Annotated in this window: 17 protein-coding genes and 1 riboswitch; of the genes, 9 read left to right on the top strand and 8 right to left on the bottom strand. The window is 55.1% G+C overall.

Annotated elements, in window-relative coordinates; all coding sequences use genetic code 11:
* Window positions 1–44: 44 nt before the first annotated feature.
* Window positions 45–1,193, bottom strand: a complete 1,149-nt coding sequence (locus QWJ10_RS21040; RefSeq protein ID WP_289929578.1) for a hypothetical protein — start codon at window positions 1,191–1,193, stop codon at window positions 45–47.
* A gap of 647 nt (window positions 1,194–1,840) precedes the next feature.
* Between QWJ10_RS21040 and QWJ10_RS21030 the strand changes: the two genes are divergently transcribed.
* Window positions 1,841–2,572 (top strand): SDR family oxidoreductase, encoded by a 732-nt coding sequence (locus QWJ10_RS21030; protein WP_074829093.1) that lies wholly within the window; start codon window positions 1,841–1,843, stop codon window positions 2,570–2,572.
* 58 nt (window positions 2,573–2,630) lie between these two features.
* Here QWJ10_RS21030 and QWJ10_RS21025 read toward each other — a convergent pair whose 3' ends face one another.
* Window positions 2,631–3,374, bottom strand: a complete 744-nt coding sequence (locus tag QWJ10_RS21025; RefSeq protein ID WP_289929577.1) for a GNAT family protein — start codon at window positions 3,372–3,374, stop codon at window positions 2,631–2,633.
* Between the two features lie 100 nt (window positions 3,375–3,474).
* On the opposite strand from QWJ10_RS21025, the gene QWJ10_RS21020 reads away from it, so the two are divergent.
* From QWJ10_RS21020 to QWJ10_RS21010, 3 genes are all read left to right on the top strand, one after another.
* The gene (locus QWJ10_RS21020; RefSeq protein WP_289929576.1) at window positions 3,475–4,932 is read left to right on the top strand and encodes a PLP-dependent aminotransferase family protein; all 1,458 of its coding nucleotides are present in this window, start codon (window positions 3,475–3,477) and stop codon (window positions 4,930–4,932) included.
* A 353-nt stretch (window positions 4,933–5,285) separates the two neighbouring features.
* A complete protein-coding gene (locus QWJ10_RS21015; RefSeq protein ID WP_010798806.1) occupies window positions 5,286–6,932 on the top strand; it encodes an acetolactate synthase large subunit in 1,647 nt (548 codons plus the stop codon).
* 435 nt (window positions 6,933–7,367) lie between these two features.
* A complete protein-coding gene (locus tag QWJ10_RS21010; protein WP_010798807.1) occupies window positions 7,368–7,697 on the top strand; it encodes a hypothetical protein in 330 nt (109 codons plus the stop codon).
* 144 nt (window positions 7,698–7,841) lie between these two features.
* Here QWJ10_RS21010 and mntP read toward each other — a convergent pair whose 3' ends face one another.
* Complete coding sequence (gene mntP, locus QWJ10_RS21005; RefSeq protein WP_026003797.1) at window positions 7,842–8,414, bottom strand: manganese efflux pump MntP; 573 nt, start codon at window positions 8,412–8,414, stop codon at window positions 7,842–7,844.
* 9 nt (window positions 8,415–8,423) lie between these two features.
* A riboswitch (yybP-ykoY riboswitch) is annotated at window positions 8,424–8,588 on the bottom strand.
* Window positions 8,589–8,881: 293 nt separating this feature from the next.
* Between mntP and QWJ10_RS21000 the strand changes: the two genes are divergently transcribed.
* Window positions 8,882–10,234, top strand: coding sequence for an esterase-like activity of phytase family protein (locus tag QWJ10_RS21000; RefSeq protein ID WP_289929575.1), 1,353 nt, complete (start codon window positions 8,882–8,884; stop codon window positions 10,232–10,234).
* Window positions 10,235–10,281: 47 nt separating this feature from the next.
* On the opposite strand, the gene QWJ10_RS20995 is transcribed toward QWJ10_RS21000, so the two are convergent.
* Window positions 10,282–11,994 (bottom strand): tannase/feruloyl esterase family alpha/beta hydrolase, encoded by a 1,713-nt coding sequence (locus tag QWJ10_RS20995; RefSeq protein WP_289929574.1) that lies wholly within the window; start codon window positions 11,992–11,994, stop codon window positions 10,282–10,284.
* 142 nt (window positions 11,995–12,136) lie between these two features.
* Window positions 12,137–12,688 carry a TetR family transcriptional regulator gene (locus QWJ10_RS20990; protein ID WP_289929573.1) on the bottom strand — a complete coding sequence of 184 codons (552 nt, stop codon included), beginning with the start codon at window positions 12,686–12,688 and terminating at the stop codon, window positions 12,137–12,139.
* 130 nt (window positions 12,689–12,818) lie between these two features.
* On the opposite strand from QWJ10_RS20990, the gene QWJ10_RS20985 reads away from it, so the two are divergent.
* The 3 genes from QWJ10_RS20985 to QWJ10_RS20975 are packed head-to-tail and all read left to right on the top strand — an operon-like array spanning window position 12,819 to window position 15,200.
* The gene (locus tag QWJ10_RS20985) at window positions 12,819–14,027 is read left to right on the top strand and encodes an MFS transporter (RefSeq protein WP_289929572.1); all 1,209 of its coding nucleotides are present in this window, start codon (window positions 12,819–12,821) and stop codon (window positions 14,025–14,027) included.
* Entirely contained in the window at window positions 14,020–14,607 is a 588-nt protein-coding gene (locus QWJ10_RS20980) for a sugar O-acetyltransferase (protein WP_289929571.1), read from the top strand. Before QWJ10_RS20985 ends, QWJ10_RS20980 begins: the two co-directional genes overlap by 8 nt.
* 17 nt (window positions 14,608–14,624) lie before the next feature.
* On the top strand, window positions 14,625–15,200 hold the full coding sequence (locus tag QWJ10_RS20975; protein WP_289929570.1) for a DUF1349 domain-containing protein: 576 nt from the start codon (window positions 14,625–14,627) through the stop codon (window positions 15,198–15,200).
* A gap of 16 nt (window positions 15,201–15,216) precedes the next feature.
* Here QWJ10_RS20975 and mntR read toward each other — a convergent pair whose 3' ends face one another.
* On the bottom strand, window positions 15,217–15,675 hold the full coding sequence (mntR, locus tag QWJ10_RS20970) for a manganese-binding transcriptional regulator MntR (RefSeq protein ID WP_233432230.1): 459 nt from the start codon (window positions 15,673–15,675) through the stop codon (window positions 15,217–15,219).
* Between the two features lie 198 nt (window positions 15,676–15,873).
* Between mntR and QWJ10_RS20965 the strand changes: the two genes are divergently transcribed.
* A complete protein-coding gene (locus QWJ10_RS20965) occupies window positions 15,874–17,235 on the top strand; it encodes an Nramp family divalent metal transporter (RefSeq protein ID WP_289929569.1) in 1,362 nt (453 codons plus the stop codon).
* Between the two features lie 105 nt (window positions 17,236–17,340).
* On the opposite strand, the gene gabP is transcribed toward QWJ10_RS20965, so the two are convergent.
* Complete coding sequence (gene gabP / locus QWJ10_RS20960; protein ID WP_289929568.1) at window positions 17,341–18,744, bottom strand: GABA permease; 1,404 nt, start codon at window positions 18,742–18,744, stop codon at window positions 17,341–17,343.
* A gap of 302 nt (window positions 18,745–19,046) precedes the next feature.
* Entirely contained in the window at window positions 19,047–20,936 is a 1,890-nt protein-coding gene (locus QWJ10_RS20955; protein ID WP_289929567.1) for a methyl-accepting chemotaxis protein, read from the bottom strand.
* Window positions 20,937–20,985 lie beyond the last annotated feature (49 nt).

Genomic DNA, 20,985 nt, shown 5'->3' with positions numbered 1-20,985 from the left:
AAATCACCCGGGCAGGCATAGATCAGCTTAGTCAGACAAGTAGCTTATTGCTGAATAATCGTTGCGGTATTTCCAGCGCCCATCTGAGTGATCGCAGCAGAATGGCCGGCAACGCTTGCTTCAGCAATCTGCTGGGTAATGGTGACTATGTTTGCAGTGCCATTTTGCTGAACGGTCGCTGCGTTGCCATTGCTGAAAATTTCGCCTAAATCACTTTGTGACAAGGTGATTTCATTGGAGGTACCGAGCTGCGTAAGATCAGCATGGCTGAGATTGCCCGTCTGGCTGACCGTTACGATGTTGGCGTCCCCTTCTTGGGCATAATCTGTACGAGTCTGATAGTCCCCTTGCCTAATATCCACGACGTTGGCGTTGCCTATAGAGCGCCCAACAATAGAGCCTGATATCGCACTCTGGTCGGCAAACAGCTCGTTGTTATTACCGTTCTGCGTAACCTCCATGGAGTTAAGACCGCCTTCCTGAGTAACCGTGGCCGCGTTACCCATACCGTCCTGAGCTAAGGTCAATTGGTACTGCTCATAGCGACTTCCGGACCACTGCTCTACGGCAGCAACGTTTTGATCGCCTGCCTGTGAAATCGAAACTGAGGCACCGTAGGGTCCGTTCTGCTGATTGAGAACGATCTGATTGGCGTCACCCAATTGGGTCAGCTCGGCTGATTTTCCTGTCGCTTGCACCACATTAATAATATTGTCGTTCCCCGTAGTGCGGGCTGTTAACGTGTTGTCGGCACGCTCTTGCTGATCGACAAGCTGAGTATTGTTGTTTCCTTCCTGATAAAGGGTCGCGGTGTTGGAGCCATAGGTACTTAGCTGATTAAGGATCGCTGTATTGGCGTCACCACGTTGTGTAACGGATGCCGTAGCCGCCTCACCGAGCGTGCTCTGATAGATGGACGCCGTGTTTGCATCACCCGTCTGGCTAACCTCTACCCAGTGTCCCGTTCCGTCCTGAGTTGTTTCGGCCTGATTGCCATTACCCGCCTGCAGAATAGCGGAGCGATTCATATCACCTGTCTGAAGCTGCGTAGCCGCATTGTTTTCTCCGCTCTGCTCGAGCGTCACGTCGTTATTGTTTCCTTCCTGGGTTTGTGTAGCGCTGTGGTTGGCAGCCATTGCGTGCCCAGTGAGCGTAACAAGTACAGCAAGTGCAAGAGGCTTTAGCATGAACATAATTTACCTTCCTTGTGGAGTCATTGATCTCTCTTGCCAAGTCATGGACAAGGCTAAAGAGCTATAGACCAGCCCTCTGAAAGTGGCAAATGTTCATATTCGCGCTTAACTGTCACGATGATTACTAATCAATATCAAAGTGCATCTATTAACATTAGCTGCTTGTAATCCTGTCTACCCGCTCTCTTATAAAAGGCAAGGCCATCATATTGTTGTGAGTTTGCTAAGTGAGCGATAAAGCAGGCTCAGGCTTTTTCCTGCCTTGGGAAAGGCATCCTTTAACTGTTAGCCTTATTTGCTTGTTTGCTAAATCATTGTTTGTACGGCTATATGTGGATGACTGTCCAGACGCTCCCATTCGTCCATAAAAACAAATCCTTGTTTTAAATAAAATTGACCGCTCTCGTATTAGTTGAAGAAACTCCAAAGAATACTTGCATGTATTCTTTTTCTATCGCACGGGCTTTAACTGTCTCAACAAGCCGGACAGCCACACCGGTAGGCACACACTTCACACCGTGCTTCTGTGACGTGTACGCCTCTGCCCTTTCTTCCGAACTTGAACAGTGGTTTAACCGCTAGGCCGCCTGTACACCACAAATAGGCAGATATGCTTATGATAGGTGTCCCCTTTCAGGAAGACGGTCATGACGCAAAAGACATTATTGTTGACGGGCGCGAGCCGTGGCATCGGCCATGCCACGGTCAAGCACTTCAATGCAGCGGGCTGGCGCGTATTTACCGCTTCACGCCAGAATTGGGCGGCAGACTGCCCTTGGTCCGAAGGATTGATGAACCATATCCATCTCGACCTCGAAGACATCGATAGCGTTGAGCAGAACTTGGCGCTGATTCACGACAAACTAGGTGGTCGTCTTGACGCGTTAGTGAATAATGCTGGCATCTCACCCAAAAGCGAGACCGGTTCACGGCTGGGTGTGTTAGAAATGGGCTACGCCGATTGGATCAAGGTATTCAACGTCAACTTATTTTCTACCGCCCTGCTGGCAAAAGGGTTGTTCAATGAGCTCAAGGCCGCCAAGGGCTGCGTCATCAACGTTACCTCCATTGCTGGGTCGCGAGTTCATCCATTCGCCGGCGTAGCCTATGCAACGTCCAAAGCGGCCCTTTCGGCGCTGACCCGGGAAATGGCCTACGATTTCGGCCCGCATGGCATCAGGGTAAATGCCATTGCTCCAGGTGAAATCGATACCTCGATTCTTTCACCCGGAACGGAAGAAATCGTTCAACGCGATATTCCACTTCATCGCCTGGGTAAGCCTGAGGAAGTGGCCTCCTTGATCTACTTTTTATGTACAGGAGGCGCGTCGTACATCAATGGCTCTGAAATCCATGTCAATGGCGGCCAGCATGTATGACGCACAGAAAGACCGGATAAAAGTTGCTACGGCTTTTCTCTGAATCAACCAAGTCGGCTCAACTGAGTGGATCGTTTACCCGAGCGCTCCTTTGGAATGCCTGAAGGGAACAGAGCTGCTGGCCGTCCTCGCTAAAGTTGGCCGGGTCTAACCATCCCATAAACGCGTTACGCAGTACCGGCCATTCAGTGTCAATGATCGAAAACCAGGTCGTATCCCGGCTCCGTCCTTTGTAGACTAGAGCCTGCCGGAATACACCTTCAAACTGAAACCCTAAGCGAAGCGCAGCCTGGCGTGAGGGCTCGTTCAGGCTATCGCATTTCCACTCGTAACGCCGATAGCCCAGGTCCTCGAAGGCATGATACATAAGCAGATAATGTGCTTCGGTTGAAAGTATCGAGCGCTTCATGAGTGAGGAGAAAGCAACATGCCCAACCTCCATAACGCCATTGGCAGGGTCTATCCGCATCAGGGACAACGTCCCAACCGCGCGACCGCTTCGTAGATCGACCACCGCAAAGTGCATCGGGTCCTCACTCGCAGCAGCCTGCTCGGCAAACCGATGATAGTCCGCTTCATGAGTGAAAGGGCCGGACAGCATATAGGTCCAGTCTCTGCCCTCTTCTGCATGACCATACGCCTCGTACAGGTCGGCTGCGTGGATCTCAGCATTGAGTGGCTCAAGGCGACAATAGCGACCCTCCTTTACCGTACGAGACGGCCGTGAACGCTCTGTCCACTCTGCCAGAGGCTGCCCTATGGGTTGTTGGTACGCGTTCCGTATTTCTTCCCGATTCATCATCTACCTGACCGACAGTTGGATGAGCTATAACGGTATTCAGGATATGGCTCTGCCAAAAGAGCCACATTTGAGCTTTTTTATAGAGCCACACACTTAGCTGATGAATACGATACGTGAAACCCTGTTGCTGTTTGACACACCACTCTCTCGAGCCCCATCAGCGGCGTCTTTGCAGGCACAGCTCTATGAACGACTTCAATCAGCTATTTTGAAGGGACAGCTAGCGGCAGCCACTCGGCTGCCCGGCTCACGTGAACTGGCCAGTGCGTTATCAATTTCACGCAACACGGTTATTGCCGTGTATGAGCAACTTTCCACCGAAGGGTATGTTCATGCGAGCCCTGCCGGTACCCGAGTCGCGAGATTGTCCGAGAGGCCTGTATCCGCTGTAGATGATATGCCATGTACGGCCGGACTGGCCCGACGCATTGAGCAGATAGGGGATGCCTCAGCGCTCGCCGAATCCAGTGGTGCACTCCGGCCTGGTATCCCAGCACTCTCCTACTTCCCGCTCTCTACCTGGCGACGGGTGTTGGATCAGGAGATCAGCCGTGCGGGCTCTTCGGGTCTGGGCTATGGAGATCCGTTGGGTGATCCACGTTTACGCGCCTCGCTAGCACGTTATCTCTCGCTTTCACGCGGGGTTAACTGCACGGCAGAGCAGATCATCATTACCGAAGGAACCCAGGAAGCCCTGGCGCTATCTGTTCGCCTGCTGACCAATCCAGGCGATACGGCCTGGATTGAAGATCCCGGCTACCGGGGTATAAAGACTGCAATGCGTGCAGGTGATCTACATATCGTTCCCAAACGGGTCGATACAGAAGGGTTGGCAGTAGCAGCCGCTGACTGGGTTACTGCTCCACCTCGCCTGATCTACACCACTCCCTCTCATCAATATCCCATGGGGTCAGTGCTTAGCGTAAGCCGGCGTCTGGCATTGATTGAGCAGGCACGAGCGCATGGCGCCTGGATCATTGAAGATGATTATGACAGCGAGTTTCGCCATTTCGGTGAGCCTGTAAAAGCCATGCAAGGCCTCGTCCTGAATGCGCCGGTGGTGTATATCGGCAGCCTCAGCAAAACCATGTTTCCAGCGCTTCGCCTGGGTTTCATGGTACTGCCTCACTCACTGATGGTAGCGACCCGCGCCTCTCTGGCAGAAATGCTGCGTGGAGGACATCGTCATGAGCAGCTGGCGATGGCGTCCTTTATCGAGAAGGGACATTTCAGCCGTCATCTAGGCCGTATGCGGCGTCTGTACCGTGAGCGCCAACAGATCTTGCGCACCGCGCTCCAGCAGTGCATCCCTATGCCCTATGAACTCATGGGTGGAAATGCGGGAATGCATCTGACGTTACGTCTACCCGCACATTGTTGTGATCAGAAGGTAGTTGAAGCGGCTAGTCGCTACAATATGGCTCCAGCGGCTCTGTCACGTTATACCTTGTCGCCGCTGCCCGAGGACAACGGCTTGGTAATTGGATATGGCAATACGGCGACGGAACTGTTCGCTCCGCTGGCCAGCAGACTTGGGCAACTTCTTAAAAGCGCTTGATTACTAACATTGCTGAAGGGTTTTAGTCACAGCTCAGGCTTAACGTTATCTCTCCCGTATCCACGTAGATCTACCGTATGAACTTGAAAGAGCCCCTTGCACCCTTAAAGACAATCTAAGGCTGGCTATAAATTGCCTCACTTCACTAACATCCGGTCAGGCTAAGGCGTCAGCATGTAGCTATTGCGCCAAACCACTACATTTCGTCTGTTCCGCCTCGCTTTTTTTTGCAAAAAAATGAATTTTTTTACTGAATTTGTCCTTCTACGGCCCATGCGGCATGGACAAATCACTATCAGCATTGCACCCTTGGGTCGGAGCTTCTCTAACCGCCCTACCTGAAGGAAAAAGTGATGGCCAAGGCCTCTGATTTGATCGTACGTTGTCTGGAAAACGAAGGTGTGGAATACATCTTTGGTATTCCTGGGGAAGAAAACCTGGACCTGCTGGACTCGCTCTCCCGTTCCAGCCAGATCAAACTGATCCTGACACGTCACGAACAATCCGCCGGATTCATGGCGGCGACCTATGGTCGTCTGACCGGTAAGACCGGCGTGTGTCTGTCGACGTTAGGCCCAGGCGCCACAAACCTTGTGACTGCAGGCGCCTATGCCTACCTGGGCGGCATGCCGATGATGATGATCACCGGGCAGAAGCCGATCAAGAAGTCCAAGCAGGGCCGTTTCCAGATTATCGATGTCTGCGGCATGATGGACCCGATTACCAAGTACACACACCAGCTGGCTTCTGCCGACAATATCCCTTCGCGTATTCGTGAAGCGATCCGTCTGGCTGAAGAAGAAAAGCCCGGTTCGGTTCACTTGGAACTTCCAGAAGACATCGCGGCTGAGCAGACTGAAAGCACCCCGATTCCACCCAGCCTGACCCGCCGTCCCATCGCTGAATACAAGTCCATCCAGGCGGCCATATCCAAGCTGGAAGGCGCACGCAGTCCAGTCCTGGTCATCGGTGCGGGGGCCAATCGCAAGATGACGGCGCGCGTGCTGCGTCAGTTGATTGAAAAGACGGGTATTCCGTTCATTACCACCCAGATGGGTAAAGGGGTGGTGGATGAGCGTCATCCCCGTTTCCTAGGTAACGCGGCGCTGTCGGCCGGTGACTTCGTGCACCGTGCGCTGGAGTCGGCTGATCTGATCGTCAACATTGGCCACGATGTCATCGAGAAGCCACCGTTCTTCATGGTGCGTGGAGGTACGGAGGTCATCCACATCAACTTCCGTTCGGCCGAAGTCGATCCGGTGTATTTCCCTCAGGTAGAAGTGGTAGGCGATATCGCCAATGCCATCTGGCAAATCAAGGAAGCCATTGAAGTTCAACCAACCTGGGACTTCGACCGCCTGTTGACCATTCGTGAAGCCAACGAGGCTCATGTCTCCGAAGGTTCTACAGATGACCGCTTCCCGATGTACCCGCAGCGTATGGTTGCAGACCTGCGCAAGGTGCTGCCGTCGGATGGTATCGTGGCGCTGGATAACGGTATCTACAAGATCTGGTTTGCCCGTAACTACAAGGCCTACATGCCCAATACCGTGCTGCTGGATAACGCTCTGGCAACCATGGGTGCGGGACTGCCTTCTGCCATGGCGGCACGCCTGGTTCATCCACAGACGCCTATCGTTGCTGTATGCGGTGATGGTGGCTTCATGATGAACAGTCAAGAGCTGGAAACTGCAGTACGTCTGAAGATGAACCTTGTGGTCATCATCCTGCGTGATGACGGATACGGCATGATCCGCTGGAAGCAGGCACAGATGGGCTTTGAAGATTATGGTCTGGACTACGGTAACCCGGACTTTGTCCGTTATGCCGAAAGCTATGGCGCTCAGGGCCATCGGGTGGAAAGCGCCGCGGAATTCGCCTCATTGGTTGAGCGCTGCGTGAACACACCAGGCGTACATGTAATCGATTGCCCAGTCGACTACTCTGAGAATGACCGTATCCTGCACCAGGAAATCAAGGAGCGCAGCGCTCAGGTCTAAACAGCACTACTGAACCTGATAAAACCAAACGCCCCCGTACTAACGGGGGCGTTTGGTTTGAGAGTCTGGAAGGATGGGTATGGTCCCCACCTTTTCACCCTATCGCGTCGGCGCCTCATGAATCAAAGCGATCCGGTTACTGCTGGCCACTGCTCGAGCCCTAACTGATCAAAAAATGATCAACTCTGTCCAGCCCTTGCCGTATATGGGCTAGCCATAATTATCCACAAGCATATTCACTTTATAAGTGGAAAACCTATCAGGCTGAAACACTGAAAAGCTGCAGCCCGGCCTGTTAGCTCACCCCAACATCGACGCCTTATTGATTCGGATCAACGTCCTGCACGGCAAAACGCTGAACTTCTGGTCACAAGCGGGTTACTAAATCGTAACCGAAGGACAATGTTATCGATCCCTCTAGAAAGGAGTGCTGATTTGAGCCAGTTAGAGAATGTCCCAAAGCGTAAACGCATTACGGCTACGTATGTCATAACGCTTGCGATCCTGGGAATCCTGTTTGCCATCGTGGTCAACAAGTTCATTCTGCCCAAGTCCGAGACCTTTGATGGCGATGCCGTCAAGCCCAGACCTTCAGTCAGCGAGTACATTACCCAGGCCCAGCCGGACGTCTGTAAAGATGAGGCAGCAGATGCGCCAAGTCCGAAATGCGTATCAGACCTTGCCCTTAAGGCCAAAGAGCAGGGCTATGACTTTAATGAAGTGGATACTTACCTGAAGCAGCGCTTCCCTAACGTTCAGCGTTAACGAAGCAGCCTGGAAGCGCCAGTCCTTCTTAAGAACACTTCCCAGAACAACAGAGCGCCTGCAGACATCTACCGCAGGCGCTCTGGTTTTAAAACATGAAACAGGACGTAATTGATCAACGATTACGGACGGCACCCAGCCGGATCAGCCGGTTACTGCGGTCAGATGCTCATGCAGAATGACCGAGCCGATACCGATTAGCACTACCCCACCAATGATCTCGGCCCGCTTGCCGATGACAGCCCCCATCACGCGCCCCAACATGACGCCGATAGTCACCATGATCATGGTCGCTAAGCCGATGGCCAGCGCCGCGCCAATGATATTGACGTTAATGAAAGCAAGCCCCACGCCGACCGCCAGGGCATCGATACTGGTGGCTACCGCCGTAATGGCGAGCAACCAGAACGAGTGCTGAGTGGGCTTTTCCTCGACCTCTTCTGCTTCTCTCACGCCAGACCAGATCATGCGCAGACCCAGACCCAACAGGAGCGTAAAGGCAATCCAGTGATCCCACTCTTGTACAAACTGAGCAGCTGCAAGGCCAGCAGCCCAGCCAATGACAGGTGTGATGGCCTCAATGGTGCCAAAGATCGCACCGGTGCGCAGCGCTTCTCGCAGACAAGGCTTATGCAGGCTGGCACCTTTGCCCACCGCAGCGGCGAACGCATCCGTGGACATGGCTAAGGCAAGTAAGACGAGAGCAGCTGGATTCACGATTTCCGTACCGATCGGGCTAACGTCCAATGACATATCCACGCGCCCGATCCTGAACGCGGATATATCAATGGTCTCGCCAACCGGGTGGTCGTTTATGCCACGGCATGCATGCCGAGAATGTTGACATAAACACTTTCGAAGCATTCGAAAGCAGGCTACTCCCCAAAGAAGCCGCCACAATACACAAAGAAATTTATCAAGTCTATCAGATAGATAGAGCTAATCTTTTTAGCCATGGCTATGTTTTGCCGCCACCTTATAGGCTCGAAAGGGCCTCAGGCACATTGAGCTTGTATAACCTCAGCGTATACCTTTCCTACTGACACAGGCGTCAACGTACCGCCAGCTGTGCGGCTCGGTGCCATATGCCTGACACACTTGCGCCGTATTGTGCTCAACACCACTGGAGCAGCTGCCATGGGCTTGCGACCGGTGCACTCACTTCCTGGACGGAGAAGATAACAATGAAAAAAGTACGGCCTCTCTGGGTCGCGCTGGCGGCTGCGCTGTCCACCCATGCGCTGGCGTCTCCCAATAATACGCTGGTAGGCTGGGCTGTCATGTCACCTGATACGTTTTCCGATGGGCCTACTTCTGGCCAGTTCATCAGTCCAAATTCGTATGGCACCTTTCTGCCGCCTTATCAGGGCCGCCAGCCCGTACAGGGGTTTTCCGCGGTGTTGCCAGGCGCTGATGAAAACAGTTTTCTGTTCCTGACAGACAATGGCTTCGGCACTCAGGCCAACTCTGCCGATGCCCTACTGCGTCTGTATAGCGCACGGGTTGATTTCAAGACCCGCCGCGGCGGTACTGGTACGATTACCGCAAGCAACGCTTTGACCGGCATGCCTCTGGCTCGCTTTACCGAGCCGTCGCGAATCACGCTCAACGATGTCAACCGTAAACTGACCATGCCTATCCAGGCGGATTACGCTCACTACTACAACAAGAGCACCAATCCCGAAGTGGATCCCGCTATTCAGTTCTCTCGCCTGATCACTGGTGCTGATCTGGACGTCGAGTCCGTGCGTCGAGACAAGAACTGTGCATTGTGGTTTGGCGATGAGTTCGGACCTTATCTGGTCAAGACAGACGGCTCAGGAACCGTATTGCGGAGCGAAATCCCACTCCCGGGCGTTTACGCGCCGGAAAACAAGGACGTTGTGGCAGGAAAGGCCACGGCCAACCTGGGCGGCTCGGGTGGGTTTGAGGGTATGGCTATCAACCCCCGTGGTGAAAAATTGTATGCCCTACTGGAAAAACCGGTGACAGGTGATCCGGCTAACCAGCTGCGTATCAACGAATTCGACATCGATCATGAGCGCTTCACTGGCGTTACCTATTTTTATCGTACCCAAGCTGCTGGCAATGCTATTGGGGACATGACAGCCATCGACGATAATCGCTTTCTGGTCATCGAGCGTAACGGCGGCACAGCCACCAATGGCGTCCCGTTCAAGCGGATCTACCTGATCGACACCCGTGCCGTGCCTAATGGCGGTGTGGTACGCAAGACCGAACTGGTCGATCTGATGCGCCTGGACGACCCAGACGACCTGAACGGCGATGGCTCAAATGTATTCACGTTCCCCTATGTCACCATCGAAGACGTGCTGCCGCTGGACGAGCGCACTCTGCTGGTGGTGAACGACAACAACTTTCCGGGCGGTGGTGGTCGCGAGCGGGCAGCAGACGCGACCGAGTTTCTGAAAATCCGTCTGGCCCAGCCTATTCCAGGCATGTGGCCGCCACACTTGTTACAACGCACCAGTAATGCACGGTGCGGTCTGCCCTTGAAAATGGCCAGAAACGGCTAGTAAACCAGAAGCGCTCCGAAGCATTCCTCAGAGCGCTTCTACCAGACTTACAGCTCCGTGTTTCCAGACGAACCACGGGGCCGTTCACGGCAGCTGAAACTTGCCGCCGATTCGATATCGCCCGTGCCGTTGTACAGAGCAATATGCGGATAAGGACACAGTGGACGTGTCCGTGCAGGTGACCAGTCCGCCGGAACGTCGGCATTCACTCCGCCTGCATTACCTACGCCGCGTGCGGTAGCAATGATCTCTTCTGGCGCCCTGCCCTTTTCAACCCAGTTGACCAAAGGCGTCAACATGTCGAATTGATCGGTGGACGGTCCGCCCTGGCAATGCCCCATGGCCGGTACGGTATAAAGGCGGGCAAACCGCTCTGCCTGTCCTCGGTTGGCCTTCTGAAGGCCCTCATACCAAGCTACAGTATCGTCAACCGAGAAAATGGGATCGCTAACGCCGTGATACACCATGACCTTGGCTCCCCGCTGTCTCAGTAACTCAAGATGGGTAGGATCCGGAGGTGTCATGAATCGCATGGCGGATTCGGTGTAGATCGCATTGGAACGCGTGATTCGTGCGAGCAGATCATCAATGGAGCTGTTGAGGGCCAGCGACTTGCCATCGAACGTCGCCGGGCTTACCGGCGGTACGCCAAATACAATACCCACGGCCAATGAGTCACGGCTGATAGGCGACTCGAACTCCCAGGAAGCTACATCCTTGGTCGCAAGTCCGCTGTCATAGGGGAAACTCGAATAGAATCGCTTGCCCACCCGCGTTGTAGCTCCCTTGAAAATAGGGTCTATGGCACGCTTCTGCGCAATGCTCAGGCACTGACCGTTGCGCTCACCCCGACAGGTGGGGACATCTCGCCACAGGCTGAACGTACGCTGGCAGCGCGGGTAATCCTGCACAAGCCCATCGGTAGCACCATCCAAGGCATCGCAACGTGCCAGGACGCGTTTTGCAACCAGGGCACGTTCCTGGGCAGTGAATGCAGTAGACAGGTCATTGGGATCCGTGGCGACCTTGGCATACTGCTGCGCCCCAAAGATACTGGCTACCGCTGCCAGGGGAAGCCGATAGCCCGGTGCACCGGCCAGGAAGCCATCGTAGTCGTTCGCCAGCCGATTCATGGCTACAAAGGTATGCCGACCGCCATTGGAGCATCCACCGAAGTAGGAGTGGTCAGGCCGCCTGCCATAGGCTACCTGTAACGCCTGCTTGGCCATGGGCGTCAGTCTCAAGGCCGCCTGATAGCCATAGTCGAGACGGGCCTGCGGGTCGATGCCAAATGTCATGTTCTGTTGCGCCGTATGACCGGCATCGGAGCTCAGAACGGCAAAGCCTTTATCGAGGGCATTAGTGACCGGCCCTCCGCCCAGCCCGCCTGTAGCGGTAACTACATTGCCATCCAGCCCGCCATTGGCCTGATAGAAGAACCGTCCGTTCCAGGCCAGGGGCAAGCGCATCTCAAAGCCAACGGCATAATGGGCGCCATCGATACCAGTTCGAGGATTCATGCGCCCCTGAATCAGGCAGTGGGCCGCAATATCATGCCCGCCGACCTTGAGCTCACCGGCATCAATCCGCGTGGCTGTGTCAATCAAGGTGTTATCAAGCGTGGCAAGCTTGCGTGCCAGCGAGGTGCAACTACCTTGCAACGAGAGGGTGGAGTCAGCACTGGCGAGGGGAATAACAAAAGCTAAAGCACTCACGCAGCCGGCAACGGCCAGCGTCTTGTGGGTAATGGTTCGCTTCATGGTGCGTCCTTCTTGTGTTTATTGTCGGAGCAGTCAAAGAGCAATCACAGAGGCGACACCGGATGACAGCAGCGGTTACCTCTGTCTAATAGTTAATATAATTAACTATTAGACGCAAGCGAATCCGCGTAGACAAATGCATTCAGCCATTGACGATCAACCTGATCACCCGCAGAACATCTTCACGGCTCGTCGGCTCTTGCTCAACGGAGCGATGTATGGTGAGCCCTTCGATCAGAGCATCTAGCGTTCTGGCAGTGCGTGCATCGAAATGCTGCGCCAGTGCCCGCTGACTGCGAAACATCCAGTCCTGCATGATCGACTTCATTGCGGGGTTGCGACTCGCGTAGGCGTAGAGTTCGTAGGAAAGCGTCATCACGCGGCCATTGTCTTCCTGCCAGAAATCGCCACAGATCACATCCGCCACCGCGTCGAGGGCTTGCTCGGGTGTCTTGGCTGCGCCCAGGAGATCATCGAAGCGGGCAGAAATGGACCAGGCAAAACGGGTGAACGCTTCCTTGAGCAAGTGCTCGATGCCGTCAAAGTGGTAGGTCATGGAGCCCAGTGGCACATCAGCTACGGCTGCGATGCGGCGGTGGGTAGCGCCTGACACGCCATCACGCGCGATGACCTCCAGAGTGGCATCAATGATGCGACTCCTTCGCTCAGGATCCAGACGTCGTTCAGAGGGCATGCCGTGTCAGTCTCCGAAACAATGCAACGTAACCGTATAGGTCGGGTAGACGGATGGAACGAACAGGCTACCATGTGTACGAACGTACACATAAGCCCTGATTTTGTTTTACCTAGGATGGAATAAATCCGTGACTCCCGCGATTCGGCGTAGACGTACCGCCCTGTTTGTACTGTTTTTGATCCCTGGACTCCTGTTGGCGTCATGGGTAACCCGGACCCCTGATATCCGCGACCTGTTGAGTGCCTCGACCAGTGAGATGGGCATGATCCTGTTCGGCCTGTCACTGGGAGCCATGCTCGGCGTGCTTGCCTCGGGCCGCCTGGTAAGCCGGGTGGGTACCCGACCCGTCATCGGTGGCGGGCTGGTATTGGTATACCTGGGGTTTCTGGCCATTGCTGGAGCCTCCACTGCCTCGCTGGCCATGGGCGTGTTTGCCGGGCTTTTTCTGTTCGGCCTAGGCCTGGGCCTTTCGGACATTGCCATCAATATCGAGGGCGCCGAACTTGAAACCACTACACGCAAACCGCTTCTGCCCGCGCTTCATGGCTGCTTCAGCCTTGGCACATTGGCAGGCTCGCTGATCAGCCTGGGACTGACTCATCTTTCGCTGCCGGTCTTCTGGCACCTTATTCTCATGGGCGCGGCAACCCTGCTTCCCTGCATCTGGGCGTGCCTCGCCATCCCCCCGGGTACCGGACAGACACATACCACAAGCAAGGCAGAGCAGCCGCCGGCCATGCCTTTCAGACCCTGGAAAGACAAGACGCTGATCATGATTGGTCTGATTGTACTGGCGCTTGCCCTGGCGGAAGGCTCCGCCACTGACTGGCTGCCGCTGTTGATGGTCGATGGACACGGTTTCGATCCTGCGTCCAGCGCACTCGTGTATGCCGGCTTTACCACGGCCATGACGATAGGGCGCTTTTCAGGAACCTATATCCTCCAGCGATTCAGCCGAGAGGCCGTCATACGGGCCAGTGCCCTGTCCGGTGCGTTGGGTATTGCCCTCGTGTCGTTCTCTGACAACCCCATCTTGGCGGCGGCCTCTGTACTCTTCTGGGGGCTTGGCGCATCGCTGGGTTTTCCGGTGGGGATCTCTGCTGCCGGCGACTCTGGCGAACAGTCGGCCAAGCGGGTAGCGGCCGTGGCAACCGTGGGCTATCTCGCCTTTCTGATCGGCCCGCCCTCGCTGGGCTTCATTGGACAAGCCTACGGGTTACGCATGGCCATGGTGGTCGTGCTGGTATTGGTGTCGGCCACGGTCCTGCTGGCACCTGCCGTACGGGACAGTCGATTGCATCCGGAACGTCGAATCAAGGAAGCCTGCCATGAATGAACGCGAAAAAGCGGCCGCCGGCCTGCTCTATGACGCCAACAATGATGCTGAACTTATCCAGCAGCGCCTGGAGGCCAAGGTTCAGGTTCATGCTTATAACCACCTTGATCCTCGGGATCTTGAAGGCAAAAAACGTATTTTGAAAACGCTGTTGGGCAAGACAGAAGAGCACGTCCACATCGAAGCGCCCTTTCATTGCGATTACGGCTATAACATCGAGTTGGGAGAAAACTTCTATTCCAATGTCAATCTAGTGATTCTGGACTGCGCCAAGGTCAGCATTGGCCGCAACGTATTCATAGCGCCCAACGTAGGTCTCTACACGGCTGGCCATCCGCTGGATGCAGAACGACGAAACCAGGGTCTGGAATATGCGCATCCCATTACCATCGGCGACAACGTCTGGATTGGCGGCGGCGTTACGGTGTTGCCAGGTGTGACGATTGGCGAAGGCGCTGTCATCGGCGCAGGTAGCGTCGTAACGAAAGATATCCCGGCCCATGTGGTGGCGGTAGGTAATCCCTGCCGGGTGCTGAGAACAATAGACAACGCCGATCGTACCAGCCCTCCTTCACACTGACCCCTGGAGCCCAGATCATGTGGAATCACTGCAAATGGTTGAACGAGCCCAGCCGCTGGGCACTTGAGAATGATCGCTTGCGCGTTACGACGGATGCGCGTACCGACTTCTGGCGCGAGACTTATTATGGCTTTATCAGAGACACCGGACATTGGTTTCACGTCGCCGCAGGAGGTGACTTCACGGCAACGGTGAAAGTGGAGGGTCGCTTCAGCGAACTCTACGATCAGGCAGGGCTCATGATCCGTATGAACAACACCACATGGTGTAAAGCGGGTATAGAGGTCAGTGATGGCCAGCGCCTCATCGGTAGTGTGTTGACGCTGGGCCACTCGGACTGGGCTGTAGGTGCACTGCCGGGCGAGCCTGATACCTTCTGGCTCAGGGCGACCCTCAAGGACAACGCCTTGAGAATTCAGTATTCGTTGGATGGGCAAGAGTGGCCATTGCTAAGGCTGGCCTATTTTCCAGGCTCCAGCGCCGTTGAAGTCGGACCGTTCTGCTGCACGCCCGAACGCGCTGGCCTGGAAATCGTATTCTCGGACTTTACCGTTGGGCCTGCACTGGACAAGCCGTTGCATGATTTGAGTTGAACGCCTTTATAAAGGGTCAGGCGTGCTTGGCTTCCACGAAGCGGCGAAAGATGTCCAATGTTTCGCTGCTGACATGGTGTTCGATACCTTCCGCGTCACGTCGGGCAACGCTTGGATCCACTCCCAGGGCCAGGAGGAAAGACTCGACAATGTGGTGCCGTTCACGGCTGGCTTGGGCGAGCGCTTCCCCTTCCGGCGTCAGGAAGATGCCCCGGTACGGCTTTTGGACGACATAGCCACAGGTAGCAAGACGCTTGAGCATTTTCGCGACCGTAGGCTGGGCGACGCCAATCCGGGTGGCGATATCAATCTGGCGCGCCTCGCCGTGGGCATGGATCAGGTCGGAAATCAGTTCGACGTAATCTTCAATGAGTTCCTGCCGATGCGCTTCACGCACCTGCTGAAAGCCTTCCATGTGTACGGAAGCCTCTACCAGGGGTTTCATCGATACCGCTTCTCCTCGAACTTTGCTCACCACACATTCTCCAGAATGAATCAAGCGCCCAATACACACTAGTAGGGCCGCCCTATTCTGACCGATCCCCTCTGCAACGCCAAAATGTTTAACCGTCAATCCTTGAAATAGATAAGTTTTATTGCCCGTGCTTGGAAACTTAGCCTAGGCTAAGTTTCATATGTATTACGTTGTACAATCCTTGCGAGCGTTCATTACATGAAAGAGTCGGCCACTTATGCAGCACTTTCCTGGGGTGACAGGGAAGAACCGCGCCCCAGCCTGGGACGAATGAACGCCAGCGTGCCTGTTCCTGCAACCGGGCACTGGCTGCGTCGTCTGATGGCTTTTATCGGTCCTGGCTACATGGTAGCCGTGGGCTATATGGATCCGGGCAACTGGGCAACCGACCTCGCGGGCGGCTCCAAGTTTGGCTATATGCTGCTGTCAGTGATCCTGCTGTCCAACCTCATGGCTATTCTGCTTCAGTCGCTGGCAGCGCGGCTGGGTATCGCATCGGGGTTGGATCTTGCGCAGGCCTGCCGCCATCAATACTCCAGGCCAGTCAATTTCCTTCTCTGGATCGCCTGCGAGGTGGCAATCATTGCCTGCGATCTGGCTGAGGTAATCGGCACCGCCATTGCCCTGAATCTACTGTTTGGTATTCCTTTGGTCTGGGGAGCCATCATTACCGCCGCCGATGTCTTCATCATTCTGCTTCTGATGCGCCGTGGTTTCCGCTGGCTGGAAGCCTTTGTCATCGCCCTTTTGACCATTATCTTCGCCTGCTTTGGCGTTCAGATGATGCTCGCACAACCCGCCGTGGGCGAGATTCTCCAAGGATTTTTGCCCCAGGCAGAAGTGGTGACGAATCCGGAAGCCCTTTACCTGGCCATCGGTATCATCGGTGCGACCGTGATGCCGCACAATCTGTATCTGCACTCCTCCATCGTGCAGACGCGTGCCTACCCCCGTACGGAAGAAGGTCGTCGTCAGGGTATTCGCTGGGCGGTAACGGACAGTACCATTGCCCTTATGCTGGCCCTGTTCGTCAATGCGGCCATTCTGATTACAGCAGCGGCTGTCTTTCATCAGGCAGGTCGTACAGACGTCGAGGAAATCGATCAGGCGTACCACCTGTTATCACCGATGCTGGGTGTAGGTATCGCCTCGATACTGTTTGCGGTAGCGCTACTGGCTTCAGGGATCAACTCCACTGTGACGGCCACCCTGGCGGGCCAGATTGTCATGGAAGGCTTTCTCAACCTGCGTCTGCCAGACTGGGCACGTCGCCTGATTACTCGTGGGCTGGCCATCATTCCAGTCGTGGCGGTTACCATCCTGTACGGGGAAAGCGGCACGGCAAAACTGCTGGTGCTGAGTCAAGTTGTTTTATCCATGCAGTTGCCATTTGCAGTGATACCGCTGGTACGGTTCGTATCAAATCGCACACTAATGGGCAGTTTTGCCATTAGTCGTAGCGTGGCGGCGCTGGCATGGTTTATCGCCCTGCTGATCGTTGCGTTGAACATCAAGCTGCTCTTCGATGTACTTACCGGCCAGGGAGGCGGCATCTTCTAGCTTTACGGCGAGCAGCGGCCAGGTAATAGCCAGGCTGCATACAAAAAAGCCAGGACCGTCTCCGATCCTGGCTTTTTTGTATCAGATGTTTTTATTGAGCGTCCTTCAGCGTCCCTGAACGACAGCGGCAGGTATCCGGTTGGCTGCCGCATGGCGCTTGCCCACCAGATTACCGATGGCGACCACGATCAGGGCCAGCAGGCCGGTTGCCATGATTTCCATACGGTGCGCCTCGCTGAACAGCATGACGGTCAATGCGCCAACGATGAAAACAATAACTGCCCAGGTCAGGTAGGGGAACAGCCACATGCGAAACTCGATCGCCTCGCCATGAGCTTCCAACTTGTGACGCAGACGCAGCTGGGAAATGGCGATGACCAGATAAACCAGCAAGGCAACAGCGCCGGAGGTTGCCAGCAGGAAGCCAAAGACGGCTTCAGGCATAGTGTAGTTTGCAATGGTACTCATAAAGCCTACGGCCGTGCTGGCCAATACAGCCGAGCGGGGGACGCCGTTTGCCGAGACACGCCCTGTCATTGCAGGTGCATCGCCACGACGGCTCAGCGAGAACAGCATGCGTGAGGCGGTATACAGGGCCGAGTTCAGACAACTGGCTACTGCCACCAGCACCACAACATCCACGATCAGCTTGGCGTGCGGGATGGACATCACCTCAAGCGCACGCTGATACGAACCCACGATAGGCAGCTGGGGGTCATTCCACGGAACCATGGAAACAACCAGGAAGATCGACACCAGATAGAACAGCGCAATACGCCAGATAACCGAGTTAGTCGCCTTGCTGATTTGTTTGGAAGGATTCTTGGACTCGGCCGCGGCAATGGTCACGATCTCAGTGCCCATGAAGCTAAACATTGTTGTAAGCAAGGCACCCAGCACTGCGCCAAAGCCATGGGGCATAAACCCACCGGTCATTTCCATCAGGCGCCCCAGGCCACTGACTTCCCGTCCTGGCAGCCCACCGGCCAAGGCAAATGCACCCAGCGCAATGAACGCAACAATAGCCATAACCTTGAGCAGCGCGAACCAGAACTCGAATTCACCGTATTTGGCAACACTAAAGAGATTGGTAACGGTAAGAAGCGCAGTGATAGCCAGTGCAAATTGCCACGTAGCCACTACAGGGAACCAGGAGTTCAGAATGGACGCTGCGGCAACGGCTTCGAGGGGGATAACCAGTACCCAGAACCACCAGTACAACCAACCGATTGTGAACCCTGCCCAACGTCCAATGCCGCGTTGCGCGTAAGAAGAAAAAGAACCCGTGTCCGGCGAAGCTACTGCCATCTCGCCCAACATGCGCATAACCAGTACGACAAGGGTGCCTGCCAGTGCATAGGCCAGCAGAACAGCGGGACCTGCAGCGGCAATGGCGTGGCCGGATCCTACAAATAAACCGGCACCGATTACCCCAGCGATTGAAAGCATAGTGACATGGCGGGGTTTTAAAGCGGGTGAAAGGCTTTTTTCATTATGTACTTGGCTCATAGGTGCTACCTAAAGCGGAAAAACCTTTCAGCAGCAATATATGAGCCAGCTACCAAACACCTTTGATAAACGCCATAAATTGAAGCGAACTTCCACCAATATGCACGATTTTTAAGCTTACTCCTTGCTAAAGGCTTGCTGAATGGTTTCACCTATATAAATAGCTCGCACTTTAATTGTGCTTATAACGGTAACAATGTGTGCAACCCGCATCAAAAAGGTGCATAGATTGGTAGCAACCTGGTTGCACCTTTGCAAGACAACTAAAGAAAGCCTCGCTTTAATGACGAGGCTTTCCTAAGTTAGATTCTGAAGCTTGAAACCAGCTGATCGAGGCGATTGGCCTGTTGCTCTAGGGCATGGCAAGCGCCCAAGGTCGCGTTCAGGTTTTCCACGCCCTGCTGGTTGAGCGAGTTGATCTCGGTAATGTCGACATTAAGCGACTCCACTACCGCGCTCTGCTCTTCTGTTGCGGCCGCCACCGATTGGGTCATGCCATCGATATCGGTAATGCGCTCGGCTACCGAGCCCAACCGCTCGTTGGCCTTTTGCGCGATGGTCATGCTGTCCTCGCTGAAGCGCTGACTTTCGGTCATGGTGGAAACCGCTTCGCCCGCCCCGGTTTGCAGCTCCTGAATCATGCTCTGGATTTCCCGGGCTGAACTCTGGGTACGATGTGCCAGACCACGCACCTCGTCCGCTACCACCGCAAAACCACGCCCGGCATCGCCTGCCCGTGCAGCTTCGATCGCAGCGTTGAGCGCCAGCAGATTGGTCTGCTCGGAAATGCCTTGGATCACCTCCAGGATATGTCCGATGCGGGTGGTCTTCTGGTTCAGCTCATCGATACGGCCGCAGGAGGCGCTGATGTTGGCGGACAGGGTTTCCATTGCCGTCAGGGTCTGGCCCAGTACGCGGCGACCCTCCTCTGCCTGCTGCCGGGCACTGGTAGCCTGTACGGACGCATCGGCAGCGTTGCGGGCGATCTCCTGTGTGGCGGCCCCTAGCTGGTTAATAGCTGCCGCCACGCTTCCGGTACGCCCGGCCTGATTGTCCGAGTTGTGCAGCGAGGAGTTGGAGGCCGCCAGCACCTGACGGGAGACCTCGTTGAGCTGACGGGTACTGGCCGATACTTCGCTGATCGAGCCATGGATACGCTCGACAAAGCGGTTGAAGGCAGCGGCCAGCACACCAAACTCGTCTTGGCTATTGATGGCCAGACGCCGGGTCAGGTCGCCCTCTCCTTGTGCGATGTCCTGCATTGCCTGGCTCATGGTCGTGAGCGGACGCATCAGTACACGGATCAGCACACCCAGGAGCAGCATGATCAACACAACGCCAATCACCATGGCCAGCACGGCCGAGGTTCTGAACTCCCTGAGCGGGGCGTAGGCTTTCTCTTCATCAACCATCAGGCCCAGGTACCAGTTGACCGATGGCAGACCGGTGACCGGCTTGAAGACCATAAGCTGAGGCTTGCCGTCCAGCTCGACCCGCTTGAGCGCGCCATCCAGTGCAGGCGCACCGGCGGGAAACAGCTCAGCGAGGCTTTTCATCACCTCCTCTTTTCTGGGACTGACCAGCACCTTGCCTTCGCTATTCACCAGAATCGCATGACCGATACCGCCCAGGTCGAGCGAATTGACGATACCCACCATCGTCTGCAGACTCAGATCGCCTCCCAGAACACCCGCCAGTTGCCCCTCATGCATGACGGGTGTGGCAAGGCTCATGATCAATCCGCCCGAAGCGGCATCTACATAAGGCTCGGTCAGAATCGAACCGGCTTTGGTTTGGGCGCCCTGATACCAGGGGCGTGTTCTCGGGTCATAGCCGGCAGGCATACTGATAGAGGGTCGAACCGTAAAGGTACCGTCCGCCTGCCCCAGATAGGTCAGGTCAAAACTTGAGGTATACGCTTTCTGCTCCAGCACTGCAGTGAATGCCTGAGGGGCGAGATCACGCTGTACCGCCTGCGCCTCTCCTTCAAGCAGCGTGATACGCCCGCTTACCCAGTTGGCAATATTGCTGGAGGCACTGGTGCCAAGTTCATTGAGGCGGACGGTCAGGTCCCGGGTGATTGCCGTACGTTGCAGATAATCGTTGTATGTCATGAACAACGAGAAGGCAGCAATCAGCACTACCGAGGCCGTTGCCAGGATCTTGTGGCTGAACTTTATTCTACTGAGCATACGACTCGGCCCTACTGAAGATGGGGATATACAAGGTCTGGTTAACAGA

This window comes from Pseudomonas sp. WAC2 (assembly GCF_030403525.1).
Taxonomy (GTDB): Bacteria; Pseudomonadota; Gammaproteobacteria; order Pseudomonadales; family Pseudomonadaceae; genus Chryseomonas; species Chryseomonas luteola.
The sequence above is the reverse complement of the archived record's forward strand: the minus strand, read 5'-3'. Positions and strand labels throughout refer to the sequence as shown.